The sequence below is a fragment of the Arthrobacter sp. Hor0625 genome, assembly GCF_052567525.1.
In genome coordinates this window covers 568,689-589,540 of record NZ_CP199586.1, presented here as the reverse complement: position 1 = coordinate 589,540, position 20,852 = coordinate 568,689, and the positions used below count along the sequence as shown (strand labels likewise).

The 20,852-nt window shown below is 70.5% G+C and carries 16 protein-coding genes; 8 read left to right on the top strand and 8 right to left on the bottom strand.

The window, feature by feature from the left end; translation table 11 throughout:
- Nucleotides 1–26 precede the first annotated feature (26 nt).
- Together ACTWLI_RS02540 and ACTWLI_RS02535 are read left to right on the top strand one after the other, a co-directional pair.
- Entirely contained in the window at nucleotides 27–926 is a 900-nt protein-coding gene (locus tag ACTWLI_RS02540) for a PKD domain-containing protein (protein ID WP_445155138.1), read from the top strand.
- An 89-nt stretch (nucleotides 927–1,015) separates the two neighbouring features.
- Complete coding sequence (locus ACTWLI_RS02535) at nucleotides 1,016–2,086, top strand: alkene reductase (RefSeq protein WP_445155137.1); 1,071 nt, start codon at nucleotides 1,016–1,018, stop codon at nucleotides 2,084–2,086.
- Between the two features lie 149 nt (nucleotides 2,087–2,235).
- On the opposite strand, the gene ACTWLI_RS02530 is transcribed toward ACTWLI_RS02535, so the two are convergent.
- The gene (locus ACTWLI_RS02530; protein ID WP_445155136.1) at nucleotides 2,236–5,943 is read right to left on the bottom strand and encodes a TM0106 family RecB-like putative nuclease; all 3,708 of its coding nucleotides are present in this window, start codon (nucleotides 5,941–5,943) and stop codon (nucleotides 2,236–2,238) included.
- Nucleotides 5,944–6,103: 160 nt separating this feature from the next.
- Here ACTWLI_RS02530 and ACTWLI_RS02525 point away from each other — a divergent pair, with 160 nt between their 5' ends.
- From ACTWLI_RS02525 to ACTWLI_RS02505, 5 genes are all read left to right on the top strand, one after another.
- Nucleotides 6,104–6,769 (top strand): SOUL family heme-binding protein, encoded by a 666-nt coding sequence (locus ACTWLI_RS02525; protein ID WP_445155135.1) that lies wholly within the window; start codon nucleotides 6,104–6,106, stop codon nucleotides 6,767–6,769.
- Between the two features lie 15 nt (nucleotides 6,770–6,784).
- Nucleotides 6,785–9,193 (top strand): Tex family protein, encoded by a 2,409-nt coding sequence (locus ACTWLI_RS02520; protein ID WP_445155134.1) that lies wholly within the window; start codon nucleotides 6,785–6,787, stop codon nucleotides 9,191–9,193.
- 213 nt (nucleotides 9,194–9,406) lie between these two features.
- Complete coding sequence (locus tag ACTWLI_RS02515) at nucleotides 9,407–10,801, top strand: OFA family MFS transporter (protein ID WP_445155133.1); 1,395 nt, start codon at nucleotides 9,407–9,409, stop codon at nucleotides 10,799–10,801.
- Nucleotides 10,802–10,945, top strand: a complete 144-nt coding sequence (locus ACTWLI_RS02510; protein ID WP_445155132.1) for an MFS transporter small subunit — start codon at nucleotides 10,802–10,804, stop codon at nucleotides 10,943–10,945.
- A gap of 2 nt (nucleotides 10,946–10,947) precedes the next feature.
- Nucleotides 10,948–12,771, top strand: a complete 1,824-nt coding sequence (locus tag ACTWLI_RS02505) for a gamma-glutamyltransferase family protein (protein ID WP_445155131.1) — start codon at nucleotides 10,948–10,950, stop codon at nucleotides 12,769–12,771.
- Nucleotides 12,772–12,789: 18 nt separating this feature from the next.
- Here the strand turns inward: ACTWLI_RS02505 and ACTWLI_RS02500 are convergent, their stop codons facing one another.
- The 5 genes from ACTWLI_RS02500 to ACTWLI_RS02480 all read right to left on the bottom strand — a co-directional run bounded on the left by ACTWLI_RS02500 (nucleotide 12,790) and on the right by ACTWLI_RS02480 (nucleotide 16,514).
- Nucleotides 12,790–13,401, bottom strand: coding sequence for a dihydrofolate reductase family protein (locus ACTWLI_RS02500; protein WP_445155130.1), 612 nt, complete (start codon nucleotides 13,399–13,401; stop codon nucleotides 12,790–12,792).
- 22 nt (nucleotides 13,402–13,423) lie between these two features.
- On the bottom strand, nucleotides 13,424–14,155 hold the full coding sequence (locus ACTWLI_RS02495; protein ID WP_445155129.1) for a YqjF family protein: 732 nt from the start codon (nucleotides 14,153–14,155) through the stop codon (nucleotides 13,424–13,426).
- A gap of 8 nt (nucleotides 14,156–14,163) precedes the next feature.
- Complete coding sequence (locus tag ACTWLI_RS02490) at nucleotides 14,164–14,553, bottom strand: DUF1622 domain-containing protein (protein ID WP_445155128.1); 390 nt, start codon at nucleotides 14,551–14,553, stop codon at nucleotides 14,164–14,166.
- Nucleotides 14,554–14,606: 53 nt separating this feature from the next.
- A complete protein-coding gene (locus ACTWLI_RS02485; RefSeq protein WP_445155127.1) occupies nucleotides 14,607–15,527 on the bottom strand; it encodes an NAD-dependent epimerase/dehydratase family protein in 921 nt (306 codons plus the stop codon).
- A gap of 84 nt (nucleotides 15,528–15,611) precedes the next feature.
- The gene (locus tag ACTWLI_RS02480; protein WP_445155126.1) at nucleotides 15,612–16,514 is read right to left on the bottom strand and encodes an MSMEG_6728 family protein; all 903 of its coding nucleotides are present in this window, start codon (nucleotides 16,512–16,514) and stop codon (nucleotides 15,612–15,614) included.
- Between the two features lie 145 nt (nucleotides 16,515–16,659).
- Between ACTWLI_RS02480 and ACTWLI_RS02475 the strand changes: the two genes are divergently transcribed.
- Entirely contained in the window at nucleotides 16,660–17,232 is a 573-nt protein-coding gene (locus tag ACTWLI_RS02475) for a hypothetical protein (RefSeq protein ID WP_445155125.1), read from the top strand.
- Between the two features lie 138 nt (nucleotides 17,233–17,370).
- Here the strand turns inward: ACTWLI_RS02475 and ACTWLI_RS02470 are convergent, their stop codons facing one another.
- The gene (locus ACTWLI_RS02470) at nucleotides 17,371–18,015 is read right to left on the bottom strand and encodes a transglycosylase family protein (RefSeq protein ID WP_445155124.1); all 645 of its coding nucleotides are present in this window, start codon (nucleotides 18,013–18,015) and stop codon (nucleotides 17,371–17,373) included.
- Nucleotides 18,016–18,268: 253 nt separating this feature from the next.
- On the bottom strand, nucleotides 18,269–20,845 hold the full coding sequence (locus ACTWLI_RS02465; RefSeq protein WP_445155123.1) for an ABC transporter: 2,577 nt from the start codon (nucleotides 20,843–20,845) through the stop codon (nucleotides 18,269–18,271).
- Nucleotides 20,846–20,852 lie beyond the last annotated feature (7 nt).

The window sequence follows — 20,852 nt, the reverse complement described above, 5'->3', positions numbered from 1 at the left end:
TTGAGTCTACGACGCGAATTTCAACCATGCTGGTTTTCGTCCTCATCTCAATGCTTGCCGGAGCCGCCGTGGTGCATGCGGACCCAGACATCTTTGGGGACTGGGAACCTGATGGGGCGCAGCTTAGCGCGTGGGCTTGGGATGACTCCGCGGGCAAATTCGTGCGGCAGGAACCAGGATTCATTTCGAGCGACCCGAATCAGTACAAATACGAGCTCCAGTGCCACCTCGGGGGCGGCGACTTCGACGCGGATTGCCTTGCGACGGTCCTGGAATGCAAGAACGGGCCCGACGGGAAGGACGGGATTCCGGTCACGTGGCTCAAAGCTCCCGCCGGCGTGCCCAACCCGGTATGGAGTTACCACTCCGGCCCAACATGCCTCTTCGACGCTAGGCCCGAAGACCTGCTTCCGCGCATCGCCGCAATGATTCAGAGCGAGTTTCAAAAGCTGCCGATTTCCGCCGGCCGGGTGACTGCGCAGCCCAGCCCGCATACCCTCCGGGGCGCGGACACGAACTTCTACGCCGAAGCCGCCGAACAGCAATTCGACATCAAGATCCTGGCCCAGGACGTCCACGTCGAGGCCAGGCCCGTCCAATACACCTGGAACTACGGTGATGGCACGACGCTCGGGCCGCAAAGCTCGGCCGGTGGTCCGCTGCCTCAGGACCGGTGGGGCGAAAAGACGGCAACCAGCCACGTCTACACCCGGACCGGGGACTTCTCCGTGGTGCTGACCACCTCGTTCCTCGGTACCTACTCGGTCAACGGCGGGCCGCCGCTGCCCATTCCCGGCCAGGGACAGTTCAACGCCCCGCCCCGCACCGTCAGCGTGTGGCGCTCCATCACCCGCAACTACGCCGACGACTGTCTCAAGAATCCCCAGGGCGCGGGATGCCCGGGAGCGCCGCCGACGTCGCGCTGACCCGGCGTGATTCGAGTCTCAAACGGAATAGATGCGGGCGCATTGATGCTTTCGACAGTGGACTCAAACCACTGCGAAAGGAACCGCGCATGCTGTTTTCCACTCTCACCGTTGGCCAGTTGGAGCTGCCGAACCGCCTCGTGATGGCGCCGCTCACCCGGCTTCGTTCCGGCCGGGAGGGTGTGCCCGGGCCGCTGGTCGTGGAGCACTACCGGCAGCGCGCCTCCCTGGGACTCATCGTCAGCGAAGGCACTTACCCCAGCCCCGCCGGCCGTGGCTTCCCCGGCCAGCCCGGCCTGGTCACCGAGGAACAGCTGAAGGGCTGGGCCGATGTGACCGCCGCCGTGCACGCGGAGGGCGGACGGATCTTTGCCCAGGTCATGCATGCAGGCCGCGTCACCCACGAGGAGACCACCGGCGGACACGAGGTTGTCGCGCCGAGCGCCATCGCCATCGACGGCCAGACCCGCACCTACAAGGGCAAGCAGCCGTTCCCGGTCCCGTGCGCCCTGACCACCGAGGAACTGCCCGCCATCCGCGAGGAGTTTGTCCAGGCCTCCCGCAAGGCGATCGAGGCCGGGTTCGACGGCGTCGAGCTGCACTCCGCGAATGGCTACCTCCTGCACGAGTTCCTGACGCCGGCCGCTAACCAGCGCGACGACAACTACGGCGGCTCGCCCGAAAACCGGGCCCGCTTTGTCATCGAGGTCGCCCAGGCAGTCGTGGACGCCGTCGGGGCGGACCGCGTCGGCATCCGTATTTCGCCGGAACACAACGTTCAGGGCGCGCTGGAGCAGGACGCCGCCGATGTGCGCGAGACCTACGGCCACCTCGTGGACGCGCTGGCGCCGCTGAAGCTGGCCTACCTGAGCGTCCTGCACAAGGAGCCGACCAGCGAGCTCGTCCAGGAGCTGCGTACGCGGTTCAACGGAACCTTCCTGGTGAACACCGGCTTCGGCGTCGTCACGACCAGCGAGGAAGCCCGCGCCCTGGTCTCCGACGGGCACGCCGACGCGGTCGTCGTCGGACGCCCGGCGATCGCCAACCCGGACCTGATGCGTCGCTGGCGCGAGGGGCTTCCCGTGAACGAGCCCAACCCGGCCACCTTCTACACCGATGGTGCCGAGGGCTACACGGACTACCCGGCGTACCAGAACTAAGGGTTCCCGTCCGGCCGCCGTCCTCTGGGGGCGGACATGCCCGACCGGCGCCTCGAGGAGTGGGCAGGATGCCATCCTGCCCACTCCTCGCGTTTAAGAATGAGCATGTCCATCGGGGGACTCCTGCGAAGAATGGGCATGTCCGTCCACTACGACGGGGCGGATACCGACCGTTGGCACAGGCCGATGAAGCCGCCGAGTTGTTCCAGGGCCTCCGGCCTGCCGGGCAGGTAGTTGGTCAGTTCGGGGGAGCGGACGACGACGGCGCGCCACTGCCCGCGCGAGATGGCCACGTTGATCCGGTTGCGGGAGAGCAGGAACTCCATGCCCCGCGGCGCCTCGGCCACCGCCGAGCAGGCCATCGACACGATCACGACGGCGGCTTCCTGGCCCTGGAACTTGTCCACCGTGCCGACGCGCACCTCGGCCAAGCCGGCGTCGTCCAGGGCATCCCGGACGAGGTTCACCTGGGCGTTGTAGGCGGCAACCACCAGCAGGTCGGACTGGCCCAACGGCCGCTCCTCCTCCGGGGCATAGTGCCACTGCAGCCCCAGGTGGCGGCGGACCTGGCGGACCACCTCCGCGGCCTCTTCCGGAGACGACGTCGTATTTCCGCTGTGCGGCACCAGCACGGTTTCGATCCCGGCGGGCACCCCGTCCAGGCGCCGCAAGTCCGCGGACGGCGCGGACTGCAGCCGGCCATCGTAGGAGAGCTCGGAGACGGCCCGGCACAGCTCGGAATGCATCCGCCACGAATCGGCCAGGAAGTAGCCCAGTTCGGGCGGGAGCGTGGCGTGGCCGGCGGACACCCAGCCCAGGGCCGACTCGTCGACCGGTTCCGGGTGCCTTCCCTGGCTGACCTGCGGAAGCTGCTGCGGGTCCCCAAGCAGGAGCAGCCGGCTGCTTGCCTGGGCCACCGCCAGCGTATTGGCCAACGAGAATTGCCCGGCCTCGTCGATCACCAGCAAGTCCAGGGCGCCGGGCGGAACGGTGGACCCCGTCAGGGTCCAGGCGGTGCCGCCAATGAGGGCACCGCCCGGCGAGGACAGCAAAGCCGCCACATCCTGGGCGGCGCGCGAGGTCCAGGCCACCGGATTGTTGTGCTTGACGTCCTTGGCCACCCGGGCGGGGTCGACGCCGGCTTTGGTCACCGCGGTGGTGAGCAGATTCTCCACCACCGCGTGGGACTGCCCGACGACGCCGACCTTCCAGCCCCGGGCCACGAGCCGGGCAATGACGTGCGAGCCCACATACGTCTTACCGGTTCCCGGCGGGCCCTGCACAGCCAAGTAGGAATGGTCGAGGTCCAGGACCGCGGCGGTGATGGCGTCCACGAAGCGGTCCGGTCCGACACCGGCGCCCGGCAGGGCGGCCCCTCCGCTGAGCCGGGGCGGCAGCCGGCGGACGAGGTCCAGCGCCGGATGCCCGGGGAGGCCGCCGTGGGCAAGGCCGGCCGCCACGGTGTCGGCCAGCGCCTCGAGGGCCTGCTCCAGACTCTTGGTGGCGAGCGGCTGGTTTTCGGTCAGCGCGATCGGCAGGTCCGCGTACGGCTCGATGTTCCGGTGCAGGCGGTCCCGGATAATGACCGTGTCCTTGCCGTCCTCGTGGCCCAGTTCCAGGACTTCGGTTTCGAACCAGCCGTTCCGGCCGGCTCCGTCCTTTCCGGTGCCCTCGAGCCCGGCCGGCAGCGGCTGCCCGTACATGCGGAACCACTTGCTGCCTTCCCGCAGGTCCGAGCCGGGGCTGACGGTGCCGGTCAGTTTCACCCGGCGCTCCGGCAGTTTCCGGCCGTCCTGTTGCCAGTCGCCCAGGACCTCGGCGGCTTCGACCAGGAAGACGTTGCGGTCCCGGTCGTGCGTGTCCGGTCCCTGCTCGCACCGGTCGAAGTGCGCCCACCAGAACGATTTCCGTTCCCGGCGGTGGTAGCTGACGGCCGCGGCCAGCATCGCGACGGCCTTGCGGTCCGCCTCGGGCAAAGTGGAGCCGGGCTCGGCGAAGGCCAGCAGTGCCGCCTCGGCCGGGCTCAGGACGGTTCCGGCGTGAGCTGATCCTTCCCCGCCGCCGTTGTCGACGGCCGCGGACGGCGGCCGCTTCGTGTCACCCCCGGACCCGGTCTCGGTGCGGCGCCCGGCATCCACGCCGGCGCCAGCCCCCGCCCCGTGCTGGGAATCGGCGTCGGCCTGCGCCCCCGTTCCGCGGGGCTCGATGCCGCGTTCCCGGGCGCGGTCGAGCAGCCAGTTCCGCAGTTCCAGGGTGGAGAGGCAGTCGTATTCGTTGTAGTCGGAGATGCCGGCCAGGATCGCGGCGGCGTCCTCGGCGCGGTGCTCGTCCCGGGCGGCGCAGTACTTGGCGTAGGCCACCACGGAGGCGCCGGCGTCCTTGACCTCGCCGGTGCGGAGGTGCGCGCCCATGTAGAGCGGCTCGAGTTTCTTGATGCTGTACGAGTTGTCCGAGACGCGGATGCTGTTCCGGACGGTCTGGTACAGATCCACCAGCAGCCCTTCCCGCAGCCAGTCGTCCACGACGTCCTCACCGGCGACATGCTGGACGGACAGTTTGCGCAGGGCGGTCTTCTCGTAGGCGGCGTAGTGGTAGACGTGCATGTCCGGGTAGTCGCGCCGCCGCTTCTCGACGTAGTCCAAAAAGTCCAGGAATGCCTGCTTCTCCGCTGCCCGGCTGTGCGCCCAGAACGGCCGGAACACCCCGGCGGCCCCCGGGGCGACGGGTGCCTCGACCACGCCGAAGAGATATTCCAGCCCCCACACGCCGGTGTCGGTGTCCTGCCAGAGCGGATCGCCCTCGAAGTCGAAGAAGATGTCGCCGGCGCTGGACGGCGGCAGCTCGGCCAGGGTGTTCTGCGGCAGGACGCCGTAGCGGAGGACATGCTCCGCGCCGTCCTTGGTGTAGCGCACCTGACCGTCGGCGGCTCCGACGCCGGACTGCATCCGGGCCTGGTCCTGCAGCCGCTGCAGCACGGGGGTGGGCCGGGCCAGGGTCGCCGTCGCGAGCTGCCTGACAGTGTAGATGCCCTCGTCGTGCAGGATTTTCCGCTGCGCGGTGTTCATCCGGGCCACCAGCAGCAGGTCGTCGGTGGCCTTCACCTGCTCCTGGCAGTAGTCGCACCGGCCGCAGGCACTGACGCCGTCCGCGCCCCAGGCGACTGCTCCGGGCTGTGCGATATGGGTGGCGGTCAGGGCGAGGAAACGGTCCCGCCGTTCGCGGAAGACCGGCAGGATCTCGGCCAGCCGGTGATCGCTCCGGACGTTGTCGTAGCCGCCGTCTGCCCGCTGCACCGTGGCGCCGAGCACCAGGGTCACCGCCGGGTCGACCGGAATGCCCGCCTTCAGCAGCTGGTCCCCGTAGGCGGCAAGCTGCAACAGCGCCGTCACCTTGGCATGGCGGGCGAGTTTGGTGTCGAAGACGGCGTAGCCGCCGTCGGCCCGGCGCACCAGGAAGTCGGAACGGCCGTGGAACTGCCCGTCGAAAAAGGCGGCCTGGAAAACGACGTCGGCTCCGGCCCGCAGCGCCTCCAGGGATTCCTCGTGCTTGGCGGTGAGGGTGGCACGGTCCAGGGTCTCGGCGGGAACGACGTCGTACACGCCGCGTCCGCGGTCCGGATCCCACGGCCCAAACTCGGCCACGAACCCGTCCAGGACCTTGCGCTCATGCACATCACCCAGCCGGGCCGCGTGTTCGAGCATCTCGTCGGTGCCGAAGTCCGCCTTGGCGGCGCGGCCCAGTTTCTCGTCGAGCTTGCGCAGCAGCTGGTACTCGCAGTCCGCGGCGACCACCAGGTCACTCGCGGAGTAGACCAGGTCCGGTCCCGCCCCCGGTACCTCCGGTTCAAGAAAAAACACTGCGCCCCGCTTTACTTGGTTGGTCCCGCTGCCGTCCGTCCCTCTGCTGCCAAGCTACCAAAGCCCACCGACACCGAAACCCCGGCGGTCGCCGGGCCGCCGAACCGGCCGCCCCGGGGTCTGGCCGCGGTCCGGGGTCCGGCGTATGGTCGGTTACACCATGACCGAACAGCAACCCTATGAGCTGGTCCGCCAATACCCGCATTTCGAGCTCCGCCGCTACCCGCCGTACGTGGTCGCGGAGGTGCGGGTGAACGCGAGCTTCGACCGGGCCGGGAACGCTGCCTTCCGGCACCTGTTCAACTACATCAGCGGCAACAACACCGCCGCGCAAAAACTGGCCATGACCGCTCCGGTACTCCAGGCCGCCGGCAGCGCGGTAGCCGGATCCGCCCAGAAACTGGCGATGACCTCCCCGGTATTGCAGAGCGGTCCGCTGCCGGGGAACGCGACGGGAGCGTCGAACGGGCCGGGCACCGGAAACGCCGGACCGGCCGAGTTCGTGGTGGCCTTCGTGCTGCCGGCCGGCGTGAGCGCCGCGACCGCCCCGGTTCCAACGGACCCGCTGGTCCAGATCCGGGCCGTCCCCGGTGCCCTCGCCGCGGTGGTCCGGTTCTCCGGCAGTGGCTCCGAGGCGGCTTTCGCACGCCGCAATGAGGGCCTGCAGGCCGCCCTGGCGCTCGCCGGCCTGACGGCGCTGGGGCCGCCGCGCTTCGCCCGCTTCGACCCGCCGTTCAAGCCGTGGTTCCTGCGCCGCAACGAGCTGGTCCAGGACGTGGCAGAGCCCGGCAACGCACCCGGCGGAACCGGTGCCGTAACCGGGTAAGGCAAAATGGGGTGAGTGAGTAACGTCCCGCAGCAGCCCGCCCCAAGTTCGCAGATCGAGACCCTGATCGCCGCCGAGCTGGGTGTGAAACCCTGGCAGGTGAAGGCGGCGGTCGAGTTGCTCGACGCCGGTTCCACGGTCCCGTTCATCGCCCGCTACCGCAAGGAAGCCACCGGCACCCTGGACGACACCCAGCTCAGAACGCTCGAGGAGCGGCTGCGCTACCTGCGCGAACTGCAGGACCGCCGTCGGACAATCCTTGAGGCGATCGCCGCCCAGGGCGCGCTGACCCCCGAACTGGAATCCGCCGTCGCCGCCGCCGACACGAAGTCCCGGCTCGAGGACATCTACCTGCCGTTCAAGTCGAAGCGTCGCACCAAGGCCCAGGCCGCCCGGGAAGCCGGGCTCGAGGCGCTCGCGGACGCGCTATTGCGCCGGCCGGAACTGGACCCCGAACGCGAAGCCGCCAAGTACCTCAACGCCGACCACGCGATCGGCGACGCCGCCACGGCGCTCGCCGGGGCACGGTCCATCCTGGTCGAGCGCGCTGGGCAGGACCCCGACCTTGCCCAGACGCTGCGCGAACGGCTCTGGACGCAGGGCCGGATGGTCTCCCGCGTGAAAAAGGGCAAGGAAGCCGAGGGACAGAAGTTCAAGGACTACTTCGACTTCTCCCAGGCGCCCTCCGGGATGCCCTCCCACCGGGTCCTCGCGCTCCTGCGCGGCGAGAAGGACGGGGTACTGGAGCTGGACCTCACCGAGGCGGACCCGGACGACGACGCCGCGCTGGCCGCCGCGCGCGCCCGCTACGAGGGCGCCGTGGCCAGGTTCCTCGGGGTCGCCGACCGCGGCCGGCCCGCCGACGCCTGGCTGCTGCAGACCGCGCAACTCGCGTGGCGCTCCCGGGTGCTCAGCCGGCTGAGCGGCGACCTGCGGAGCCGGCTGTTCGCCGCCGCCGAGGACGAAGCGGTCCGGGTCTTCGCCGCCAACCTCCGCGACGTGCTGCTCGCCGCCCCGGCCGGGAACCGGGCCACCCTGGGCCTGGACCCGGGCTTGCGGACCGGCGTGAAAGTCGCCGTCGTCGACGGGACCGGCAAGGTCGTCGCGACGGACACGGTCTACCCGCACGCCCCCGCCCGCAAGTGGGACGAGGCGCTGCGCACCCTGGCCGCCCTGGCCCGCAAGCACGGGGTTGAACTCGTCGCCATCGGCAACGGCACCGCCTCCCGGGAGACGGACAAACTCGCGGCGGAACTGATCAAGGAACTCGGCGCCGGAAGCGTCCCGGTGCCGCAGAAACTCGTCGTCTCCGAGGCCGGCGCGTCCGTCTACTCCGCCTCGGCGCTCGCCGCGGCCGAGCTCCCCGGCATGGACGTGTCGCTGCGCGGGGCGGTCTCGATCGCCCGCCGGCTGCAGGATCCGCTGGCGGAACTGGTCAAGATTGAACCGAAGTCGATCGGCGTCGGGCAGTACCAGCACGACGTCACGGCGTCGAAGCTGGACCGCAGCCTGGACGCCGTGGTCGAGGACTGCGTCAACGCCGTCGGAGTGGACGTCAACACCGCATCCCCTGCCCTGCTGAGCCGGGTGGCCGGCGTCGGACCCCTGCTGAGTGAAAATATCGTGGCGTACCGGGACGAACACGGCCCCTTCAACAAGCGCAGCGAGTTGAAGAAGGTGCCCCGGCTGGGGGCCAAGGCCTTCGAGCAGTGCGCCGGCTTCCTGCGGATCACCGGGGGAGCGGAGCCGCTGGATGCCTCCAGTGTGCACCCGGAAGCGTATCCGCTGGCGCGCCGGATCAGGGCTGCCGCCGGCGCCGGCGGCGCCCTGTCCGGGCTGGATCCGCAGGACTTCGTGGACGGTTCGTTCGGTCTGCCGACGGTCCGGGACATCCTCGCGGAACTGGATAAGCCCGGACGGGACCCGCGGCCGGCATTCGCGGCGGCGGCGTTCCGCGAGGGCGTCGAGAAGATCTCCGACCTGCGGCCGGGGATGGTGCTGGAGGGGACGGTGACCAACGTGGCGGCGTTCGGCGCGTTCGTCGACGTCGGCGTGCACCAGGACGGGCTGGTGCACGTCTCGGCCTTGGCCAACCGGTTTGTCTCAGACCCCCGCGAGGTGGTGAAGTCCGGGCAGGTGGTCCGGGTGAAGGTCCTCGAGGCGGACCCGGAGCGCAAACGGATCTCGCTGACGCTGAGGCTCGACGACGAACCGGGTGCCGCCCCGCGGCAGGCACCCGGTGGGCGCGCGCCCGGCCGGCAGGCCCAGGACCGAACGGCCCCGGACCGAAAGGCGCAGACCCGCCAGGCCCCGGCGAAGGGCACCGTGGACCGCACGGGGAAGCCTCGGCGGCCGCAGCCCACGCCACCGCCGGCCAATACGGCCCTGGCCGCGGCGCTCCGGGAGGCCGGCCTGGCCGACTAGCAACCCCGCCCCCATAACCGCTTATCGCGAAAATGCTACCGCTCGTCGTGAAAACGGCCCCGGCAGCCGCGGAAATCGGCCACGACGCTGTGATCTGCACCATGATTGCCGGAGGCAACGGCCGAATCCGGGGCCTTCGCCTCTATGCCAACGGGCCCCGCGCCCGGGCGGCGCAGAGACAGCGACGTCGTCGATGAGCAAAGGGGAGCAATTATGGGCTGGCTCGACCGTGAACGGACAATCGCCCCGCCGGGCTTCAACCGCTGGCTGGTGCCGCCCGCGGCGCTCGCCGTCCACCTCTGCATCGGCCAGGCATACGCCACCAGCGTCTATAAGACGGCGCTGGTCAAGCACTTCGGGGCCAGCCTGACCGAAATCGGCGTGATCTTCTCCATCGCCATCGTGATGCTCGGCCTCTCCGCCGCGATCATGGGCACCTGGGTGGACACCAACGGCCCGCGCAAGGCGATGTTCACCTCGGCCATGTTCTGGGCCAGCGGCTTCCTGATCGGCTCGCTCGGCATCTTCACCCACCAGCTGTGGCTCGTCTACCTGGGCTACGGCGTCGTCGGCGGCATCGGCCTGGGCATCGGCTATATCTCGCCCGTGTCCACGCTGATCAAGTGGTTCCCGGACCGCCCCGGCCTCGCCACCGGCATGGCCATCATGGGCTTCGGCGGCGGCGCCCTGATCGCCAGCCCGGTCTCCACCGCGCTGCTGAAGATGTACGACCCCAACTCCGGTGCCAAGGGCTGGGTGGCCAGCGGCGACTCCGTCGGCAAGCTCTTCCTGACCCTCGCCGTCGTCTACCTCGCCTACATGCTCTTCGGCGCCTTCACCATCAAGGTGCCGGCCGAGGGCTGGAAGCCCGCCGGCTTCGACCCCGCCAAGGTCAAGGCCTCCAAGCTGGTCACCACGGACAACGTCTCGGCCAAGAACGCGGTCAAGACCAAGCAGTTCTGGCTGGTCTGGATCGCGCTGTTCTGCAACGTCACCGCCGGCATCGGCATCCTGGAGCAGGCCGCCCCGATGATCCAGGACTTCTTCCGGCAGTCCGACGGCGCGTCCCTGGTCACCGCCGGCGTTGCCGCAGGCTTCGTCGGCCTGCTCTCCATCGGCAACATGGCCGGGCGCTTCGCCTGGTCCGCCACCTCCGACCTGACCGGCCGCAAGCGGATCTACATGGTCTACCTCGGCGTCGGGGCGGTGCTCTACACGGTGCTCGCGCTGGCCGGTTCCTCCACCACGTTCCTGTACGTCGTCCTGGCGTTCTTCATCATCTCGTTCTACGGCGGCGGCTTCGCCACGGCCCCGGCCTACCTGCGGGACCTGTTCGGCACCTTCCAGGTCGGCGCCATCCACGGCCGGCTGCTGACCGCCTGGTCCGCCGCCGGCGTCGCCGGGCCGCTGATCGTCAACGCGTTCCTGGACGCCCAGGGCAAGCCCGGCCAGCTCAACGCCGCGGACTACCAGCCCGCCCTGCTGACCATGGTGGCGCTGCTGGTGGTCGGCTTCGTCGCCAACCTGCTGGTCAAGCCGGTGGACGCCCGATTCCACGAACCACGCCCGGACAGCGTCCGGTCCGCCGAACCCGCCATGGAGGCCTAGATGAGCACCACAAACACCCCGGATGCACGCTCCGCCGTGAACCCGTCCACCGGCAAACTGGTGGTGGGCTGGGCCCTGGTGGGAGTGCCGCTGGCCTACGGGGTCTACGAGACCCTGACCCGCGTGGCGGCGCTGTTCGGCTGACCATGACCTTCACCGCGCCCGACCAGTTCACCACCCGGCCCACCCTGCAGGGCACCTTCGGCATGAGCGCGTCCACGCACTGGCTCGCGACGGCGGCGGCACAGGCGGTGCTCGAACGCGGCGGTAACGCGTTCGACGCCGCCACGGCCGGCGCCTTCGTGCTGCATGTCGTGGAGCCGCACCTCAACGGACCCGGCGGTGACATGACCGGCGTCTTCGTGACCGCGGACGACCCCGGTACACCGGTGGTGCTGATGGGGCAGGGCCCGGCCCCGGCCGCGGCCACGGTGGAGCATTACCGTGCCGAGGGCCTGGACCTCGTCCCGGGATCCGGGGCGCTGGCCGCGGCGGTACCGGCCGCCGTCGACGCCTGGCTCCTGCTGCTGCGGGACCACGGGACGTGGGAACTGGCGGAGGTGCTGGACTTCGCCATTGGCTACGCGCGGGACGGGCACCCCCTGCTGGGCCGCGTCGGCACCACGATTGCCGCGGTGGCGGAGCTGTTCCAGGAGCACTGGCCGACGTCGGCGGCGCTCTGGATGCCCGGCGGCGCCGTCCCGGCCGAGGGCGCCCTGTTCCGGAACCCGGCGTACGCCCGGACCCTGGAACGCCTGATCGAGACGGGACCCGCCGACGCCGCGGCGACCCGCGAGGACCGGATCGACGCCGCCCGGCGCGAATGGCGCGAGGGTTTCGTCGCCCAGGCGATGGCGGAGTCGGTGCGGACGCCGCACCGGCACTCGTCCGGGACCGACCACGCCGGCGTGCTCGAGCTGGCCGACCTGGCCGGCTTCGAAGCCGGCTTTGAGCCTGCCGCCACCGTCGAGTTCCGTGGCCACACCATCGCCAAGACCGGTCCCTGGGGCCAGGGGCCGGCGCTGCTGCAGACCCTGGCCATCCTTGAAGGGTTCGAGGACCGGTTCCTTGATCCGTCCACCGAACTGGGCGTGCACACCATCCTGGAGGCGCAGAAGCTGGCATTGGCCGACCGCGAGGCCTACTACGGGGATACCGAGGTGCCGCTGCCGTACCTGCTCTCCGAGGCGTACTGCGCCGAGCGCCGCGCACTGATCACGGACCGCGCCTCCCACGATTTCCGGCCCGGGACGGTCCCGGGACGCGAGCCCTACGTTCCGGTGCTGCGGACCGAGTACACGCCGCCGGCTCTGGCCCGCAGCGGTTCCGCCCCGGCGGGGCTGGGCGTCGGCGAGCCCACGGTCGCGCCGAGCGGGGAGACCCGGGGCGACACCTGCCACATCGACGTCGTCGACCGCTGGGGCAACATGGTCTCGGCCACGCCGTCCGGCGGCTGGCTGCAGTCCTCACCGACCATCCCCGACCTTGGCTTCTGCCTGGGCACCCGGCTGCAGATGACCTGGCTGGAGCCCGGCACGCCGTCGACCCTGACCCCCGGCAAGCGACCGCGCACCACCCTGACACCCACCCTGGTGCTGCGGGACGGCCAGGCCGTCACCGCGCTGGGTTCCCCGGGCGGGGACCAGCAGGACCAGTGGCAGTTGCCGTACCTGCTCCGGACGATCGTCGGCGGCTACACGCCGCAGCAGGCCATCGACGCGCCGACGTTCCATACGACGTCGATGCCCGGGTCGTTTTGGCCGCGCACCTGGGAACCCGGCGGCGCCGTCGTCGAGGAGCGGCTCGGCGAGGACGTCATTGCCGGCCTGGAACGCCGCGGCCACGTTGTCGCCCGGGCGGGCGGCTGGACGCTGGGCCGGCTGTCGGCCGTGACCAGGGATCCGGCCACCGGCGTGCTGCAGGCGGCGGCCAACCCGCGCGGCGCACAGGGCTACGCTGCCGGTAGGTAGGGCGGGCTACAACGCCGGTTACGTCCCAGCGCCAGCAGCCGGCCGGTAGATGTTGACCAGCACACCGGAGGAGAGCGGCCGGCTCTCCACCAGGGTGAGCCTTGTCAGGGGGAACCCGGGAGGGAACAGCTTCTTCCGGGTCCCCAGGACCAGCGGGTAAACGACCAGCCGGTATTCATCGACCAGGTCATGGCCGGCCAGGGTCTTGACCAGTTCCGTGCTGCCCCAGACGCGGATTTCGCCGTCCGTGGACTCGCGGAGCGCCCGCACCTCGGCCGGGACGTCGGGGCCCAGCAGCTGGGAGTTCTTCCAGCCGAGCCCGGTCAGCGTGCGCGAGGCGACGTACTTGGGGATGCGGTTGTACCGCCGGGTCAGCTCACCCTGGAAGCCGCCCGCCGCTTCGTCCCAGACGCCCCAGGAGCCCGCGAATATTTCGTAGGTCTTGCGGCCCAGCAGTAGCGCCGCGGTCCGGCCCTCCCACTCCGGTACGATCTCGCCGTCCTCCGCGGAGCTGTAGCCGGACTGCCAGCCGCCGTACGGGAATCCGCCCTCACGGTCCTCGTCCGGACCGCCGCCGGCCTGGACCACGCCGTCGAGGGTCATGAACGCCTGCACCACGATTGAGCCCATTGTCCTTACTCCTTTCCTACGGTCAGGTTCCGTCCAGCACCCGTGGCCGGCCGAACTGGGTGCGGACGCCGGGGGAGAACAGCACCGATTCCGGCGGACCGGTCACGGTGATGCCGGCAGCCGCGACCAGCTGGTCGTCCAGTCCGGACAGCCGGGCGTTGTACAGCGGCCACGGGGTGTGGGTGTTGGGAATGTAGAGGGTGCGGCCACGGAAGCGGCTGTGCAGTCCGAACCGCGCCGTGAGGTGCACGGCGAGCGGGTCGGCGGTCTCGGCGTCGAGCTCCGGGATCACCGCAAAGTCGCTGCGCGCCCCATCGCCGAAGCGCCGGACCGAAAACCCGGTGGCCGGGTCCGCACCGCCCGGAGCGGAGCAGCGGGTACGCGACCACACGTAAGGGATTCCTGCGGCGCGCGCGGCCAGGACAACCGCCAGGCGGGAGGCATCCAGGCTGACGAACACCACGCCCCGGGTCCCGTCCGGCTCGCGGGAGTAGAGCCGGACATTGATCTCGTTGAAGCTTCCGAAGTAGGGGATCCCCGGCCCGTGCCCCAGGCCGGCGCCCTGCATGCGGAAGCCGATCAGGCCCACCCAAGCCGACCCGTCGAAGGTATCCGGTTCCACGCCGCGCGGCATGAACGGCGCCGCGACCGCCCGCGGGATACGCCAGTGCAGGAAGACGGCGTCGGTCCACCGCTGGTGCATGATGCCCGGCCGGGGCAGCTCGGGCGGCAGGGGCCACGGATCGGCACTCACGGCCGGGCTCACTCGGCGGCCGACGGCGTCTGCGCGCCCGAAGATTGCTTCTGCCACGGCCAGCGTCCGGTGATCTCAAGCTCCAGCGAGAAGCTCAGGAAGGTCCGGATCAACACGATGATGGCCAGCACGCCCACGCTTTCGAACGTCGGGGTGACGGCCACGGTCCGGATGATGTCCGCCGCCACCAGCAGCTCCAGACCCAGCAGGATCGAACGGCCCAGCAGTTGCCGGTAGGACCGGTACACCGAAAGCGACTCGACGCCGGCCGGCAGCTGGCGCGGTTGGAAGCCCCGCAGCGCCAGCGGCAGCGACACGAGCGCCCCCACGACCATGACCGCGACGCCGGCGGCATCCATGAACCGGCCGACGGTCTCAATGATGTGCTGGAAGTCCATGCTGCCCCTCGGGGATAGTCGGGAGAACTAACTGTGCGCGCGGCCGGGACCCGTCAGGGGTGCCGCTCGCCGGCGCCGGCCAGGACCGCGCGGTAGCCCTCCCGGAAGCTTGGGTACGCGAAGGTGAAACCGGTGCCGCGCAGCCGCGCGTTGCTGACCCGTTTGTTCCCGCCGCGCCCGGGCTCCCCGCCCTTGGAGCCCGCGCCGCCCTTGGGGACGCCCTTGGAGCCGTCCGACGTCGAACCGGCCGCTTCCGGCGCCGGCTCCGGCAGGCCCATCTCGGCGGCAAGGAACCGCAGCACTTCGCCGAGCTCGGCCGGTTCGTCGTCGACGCCCACGTACAGCGGCGCCGGCTCGGTATCCATGGTGCAAAGGTGCACGATCGCGGCAGCGGCGTCGTCGCGGTGGATGCGGTTGGTGAAGCGGGACTCCGCCGGTACAGCGGCCTTTCCGCTGCGCACCTGGTCAATCAGCCTGGTCCGGCCCGGCCCGTAGATCCCGCCGAGCCGCAGCACCACGGGCGCGATCCCGGTGCCCTCGAGCCGGCGGGAGAGCAGTTCCTCCGCCTCGAGGATGATCCGGCCGGAGAACCCGCCGGGGTCCGGCGCCGTCGTTTCGTCCACCCAGCCGCCGTCGGCCCCGCCGTACACGGCCGTGGAGGAGACGAACAGCACCCGCCGGACCGGTGCGCCGGAGGCCGTGACGGCGTCGAGCACCCGCGCCAGGCCGTCCACATAGGCCGCCCGGTACGCCTCCTCGGTGGGTGCATCCGCGGCAACAGCGACGACGACGGCGGTGGTGTCCGCGGGGACCGGCGGCAGGTCCCCGGCGGTCAGGTCAGCCCGGGCTCCGTCGATCGCGGCCGGCAGCTTTTCCGGCGAACGCCGCCAGCCCACCACGCGGTGTCCGGCCGCGGCAAAACGCAGGCCCGCCTCAGTCCCCAGGTCGCCGCAACCGGCCAGCAGTACAGTCATACCGCCAGTTTGCCAGCAAACGCCGTCCGTTGCCGCTGGCACGGGAACGACGACGGCGGCTCGCGTACCGCTAAACCAGCCGGCTCAGGGCGCGGCGATCGGGAAGAAGACCCGGGGGTCCTGCAGCAGGGCCGGGTAGTCGAAGTCGTTGCGGGCGAGGATCTCCTTGACCTGGAAGTTCCGGGCGAACTGGCCTTCCACCGTGATCGGCTGGCCCTGGACCTCGCCTACGGCGAACGAACGCCCGCCGTCGAACGGGATGGCCACCACGGACTTGCCGGGCAGCGTGGTGAAGGCTTCCTCCTGCGCCTGGCGCTTGCGGGTGGGCTTCTTCACGGGCGGCGCGGCCGGGCGCTTGCGCGCGTTCTTCGCCGGGCGGCGCGACCGGTCGTCCACGTAGACGAACTGGTATTCGTCGGTGGCGGGTGCGGCCTTGGCGCGGCCAGCCGGGGGCAGGCTGATGGTCTTCAGCTGTTCCGGATCGGTGTCCTCGAGCGGGAGGCGGAGTACCCACATCCGGTCGCCTGCGGGATCTTCGGGAAGTAGTTCGTGCTTGGGCTCCGGCCACACGTACTCCAGGTCGGGGTCCGTGCCGGGGAAGACGTCGGTGTAGAAGCCCGGTTCCTTCGCCAGCAGCCGGGACCGGTGGCTGAGGTGGAATTCCGGGTTCCCCAGCCAGTACGGCATGGGAATTTTGGCAGCATAGTCCGGGTGCGCCGCCTGCGGGGCGAACTCCATGATCTTGTCCCGGGTGGTGTCCTCGCCGCCGCGGGCGACCCATTCATCCGCCATGGCCAGGCCGTACATGGTCAGCGCCGGGACGTGTCCCATCCACATCCGGACCGCCGGGTGGGACTGCCAGCCGTAGTGGGGGATCACCAGCGCGCGCAGCATCTGCAGCGCCTCGACGCGCTGCTTGCCCAGCCGCAACTGGTCCAGGGCGGCCGCGCTCTGCCGGAAATCGGGGAAGGGAAGGAAAGTCTGCATCTCTCCAGTTTGGGGCCACCGGCGCGCATCACCAATTGCTGGCCGCCGCGGGTGAGGGTGTTCACATTTCGGATACCCACAGACAGCTCCCAGCCCGGAGATTTATCATTTACCGGAACCACCCCGCCGCACGGAAGACCCCGCCATGACCCCTTCAACCACGGCGCCCTCTGCGCCCAAATACGGACAGATGCTCGGCCCGGAAGCCAACGGCATCCTGGTGCTTGAAGAATTCACCCTGGACCCCGCCGCCGCCCGCAAGGAACAGCACGGGTTCCGCGCCGCGCTCGCTTCGGTCGCGCTGACGATGCGCCGGATCCTCGCGTTCCGCCTCCTGATCGCCGTCGTCGCGATCGCCAACCTTCCGCTCTTCCTACTCTCCAGCGGCTGGGAGATTTACGCGGTCTCGCTGGCGGTGGTGGTGGCCGTCCACGCCGCGGTGTCCTGGCTGAACCGGCACGAACCGCGGCTGCGGCAGCGCCGGATGCTCGAACTCCACCTGCACCGTGAGCGCAGCGACAACTACCGCAAGGTCCGCGACGCCGTGAAGTACGTCATCGACACCCCGGCCCGGATGAACGAACAGCTCTACCTGGAACTGCTCGCCGCCAAGCGCGTCGCCCTGCACCTTGCGCACGGCACCGTCGCCCTGCTGGACACCAGCGACGACGCCGCGTGGAAGGTGCGGATCATCCGCGAACTGCCGCGGACGGCCTAGCCGAGCGCACCCCGCGTGGCGCACCCCGCTGCCCTGCGCGGCAGCCTGACACCATAAAAAACGACGACGCCGGAGCGTCCCCCAAGGGCGTCCGGCGTCGTCGTCTAATGCTTTCGCGGTGCGTCACCGCCCCTCGGCTTAGGCCGGAAGCTGCAGCACCTGGCCGGCCAGCACGACGTCCGGATCGGAAATCGTGTCCGCGTTCGCGTCCGCGAGGGCCTGCCAGCCGCCGGTGATCTTGAGGGCCCTGGCGATCTTGCTGAGGCTGTCGCCGCTCTTGACGGTGTAAGTCTCGCCGCTGAGCGCCACCGGGGCGGCGTGCCGCGGCGCCGTCTGCACCGGCGCGGCGGCCGGGACCGCGCCCTGGACCGGGACGGACTGGACCGGGGCCTGCGCCGCCGGGGCGGGGACTGCGGCCGACGCCCCGCCGCTGAGGCCAAGCTGCGCGGCGCAGGCCGGCCACGCACCCCAACCCTGGCTGGCCTGAACCTTCTGGGCTACCGCGATCTGCTGCTCGCGGCTGGCGTCCGCGGCCGATCCGGTGCCGCCGTTCGCGGCCCAGGTGCTCTGGGTGAACTGCAGGCCGCCGGAGAAGCCGTTGCCGGTGTTGGTGCTCCAGTTGCCGCCGCTCTCGCACTGGGCGAGGGCGTCCCAGGTGGACGTGCTGGTCGCGGCGGGGGTGGCTGCGCTCGCAGCGGTGGCGGAGAGGGCGACGCCGGCGACAGAGATGGCGGCCAGAGTGGCTCCACGGCGCGCGACAGTGCTGAGTGATGAAGTCTTCATGGGTTTAGCTGCTCCTGAGGGCCACCTGCGCTCGGTCCGTCCCCGGACGTTGTCGCGCCACTACCCACCCCTGACAATAGAGGTCATCTTGCGGTGTCTGCCGGTTGGGTAGTTCACGGTGGAGGCAGCACCTGGCATCCATGCCGGGGAACCCCGGACACGGTCCCCACGCTAGACGAGGCCGTGCCCGTTATCAAGCCGTTACCAATACTGACCGGGTTCTGTGAAGCAGGGCCTGACCTGCGGCGACGCGTTAGCTGCCGCCCAGCACAGCAGCCAGGTACGGGGCGGTGCGGCTCTTTTTGGACTCCGCGACGGCGGCGGGTTCCCCTGCGGCGATGATCTTTCCGCCGGCGTCGCCGCCGGCCGGTCCCAGGTCAATCACCCAGTCCGCGGCGGCAACCACGGCCATCTCGTGTTCGACCAGCACCACAGTGTTGCCCGCGTCCACCAGGCGGTGGAGCTGCGCCATCAGGAGTTCGACGTCGGCCGGGTGCAGCCCGGTGGTGGGCTCGTCCAGCAGGTACAGCGAGTGGCCGCGCTGGGCGCGCTGCAGCTCGGTGGCCAGCTTGATGCGCTGGGCCTCGCCGCCGGAGAGTTCGGTGGCGGGCTGGCCCAGCCGAAGGTACCCCAGGCCCACCTCGCGCAGCGCCTGCAGGGCCCGCGCGGCGGCGGGGACGCCGGCCAGGAACTCGGCGGCTGCGTTGACGGTGAGCCCCAGGACCTCGGCGATGTTCTTGCCGTGGTAGCTGACCTCGAGGGTTTCCGGGTTGTAGCGGGAGCCATGGCATTCCGGGCAGGGGCCGTAGCTGCCGGGCAGGAAGAGCAGTTCGACGGCCACGAAGCCCTCGCCCTGGCAGGTTTCACAGCGTCCGCCGGCGACGTTGAAGGAGAAGCGGCCGGCGCCGAAGCCGCGGGCTTTCGCCGCGTCGGTGGCGGCGAACTCCTTGCGCACCGCGTCGAACAGTCCGGTGTAGGTGGCCAGGTTGGACCGCGGGGTCCGGCCGATCGGCTTCTGGTCCACCTTCACCAGCCGGTCGATCCGCTCCAGTCCGGAGACGTGTCCGATGCTCAGCGGCGCGGCAATTTCCCCGGTCTCGTCCCCGGCATCGGTGTCCGTGTCTTCGGGGGCAGCGCTGCCCCCGTGCAGCCACGTCCCGGCGACCTCGGCCAGCACCTGGCTGACCAGCGTCGACTTGCCGGAGCCGGAGACGCCGGTGACGGCGGTCAGGACACCCAGCGGGAAGCGGGCGTCAAGGCTTTGCAGGTTGTGGCGGCTGATGTCACGTAACTCCAGCCAGCCCGCAGGCTCCCGGGTGCCGCCCTCCGGCCTGCCGCCGCGGGCGGGACCGCCGTCGTGCTCTTCGCCATTGCTGTCCGGGAACAGGAAGGGCCGGGTGACGGAGGCCTCGATCTCGGCGAGCCCGGCGACCGGCCCGCTGTAGAGCACCTCGCCACCGCCCTCGCCGGCCCGCGGGCCGACGTCCACCAGCCAGTCGGCGCGGCGCACCACGTCCATGTTGTGCTCCACCACGAACACCGAGTTCCCGGAGGACTTCAGCTGGTCCAGGACCGCCAGTAGGGGTTCGGCGTCGGCCGGGTGCAGGCCGGCGGAGGGCTCGTCCAGGACGTAGATCACGCCGAACAGGCCGGAGCGCAGCTGGGTGGCGATCCGCAGCCGCTGCATCTCGCCGGGGGAGAGCGTGGGGGTGGAACGGCCCAGCGCGAGGTAGCCCAGGCCTAGGTCCAGCAACACGGTGACGCGCTGCAGCAGGTCCCGGGTGATGGCGACGGCAACCTCGTTGGACTCGCCGGAGGACTGCTTCCGCGAGGCGGTCCCGGCGGAGGTGAGCTCGGTGGTGGGGCGGATGATCTGCGCCAGTTCGGTCATCGGGACGGCGTTGAGCTCGGCGATGGTCTTGCCGGCGAAGGTCACGGCCAGGGCCTCCGGGCGCAGGCCGCTGCCGCCGCAGCGCGGGCACGGCCCGGTTTCCATGTACCGCAGGACGCGGTCGCGCATGGTGCTGCTCTTGGAATCGGCGAGGGTGTGCAGGACGTAGCTGCGGGCGCTCCAGAACCGGCCCTTGTACGGCTTGGCGACGCGGTCCCGCTGCGGGGTGACCTCGACCACGGGTTGTTCTTCGGTGAAGAGGATCCAGTCGCGGTGCTTCTTGGGCAGTTTCCGCCACGGGGTGTCGACGTCGTAGCCGAGGTGGGTGAGGATGTCGCGCAGGTTCTTGCCCTGCCAGGCGCCGGGCCAGGCGGCGATCGCGCCGTCGCGGATGCTCAGCGACGGGTCCGGGACCAGCGAGGATTCGGTGACGGTGTGGGCGATGCCCAGGCCGTGGCATTCGGGGCAGGCGCCGGCGGCGGTGTTGGGGGAGAACGCGTCCGAATCGAGCGGCGCCGCGCCGTCGGGGTAGCTGCCGGCGCGGGAGAAGAGCATGCGCAGCGAATTGGACAGCGTGGTGACGGTGCCCACCGTGGAGCGGGAGCTGGCGGTGCCGCGGCGCTGCTGGAGCGCGACGGCGGGCGGCAGCCCGGTGATCAGCTCCACCTTCGGGTTGTGGCCCTGCTGGATGAGGCGGCGGGCGTACGGTGCCACGGATTCGAAGTAGCGGCGCTGGGCCTCGGCGTAGATGGTGCCGAACGCCAGCGAGGACTTCCCGGAGCCGGAGACGCCGGTGAAGGCGACGATCGCATCGCGCGGCACGTCGACGTCGACGTTGCGCAGGTTGTTCTCCCGGGCGCCGCGCACCCGGACGTAGCCGTCCGCGGTGTGGTCCGGCGTCGGGGCGTCGGGATCGAAAGCCTGCTGGGTATTCTGCATCTGATCG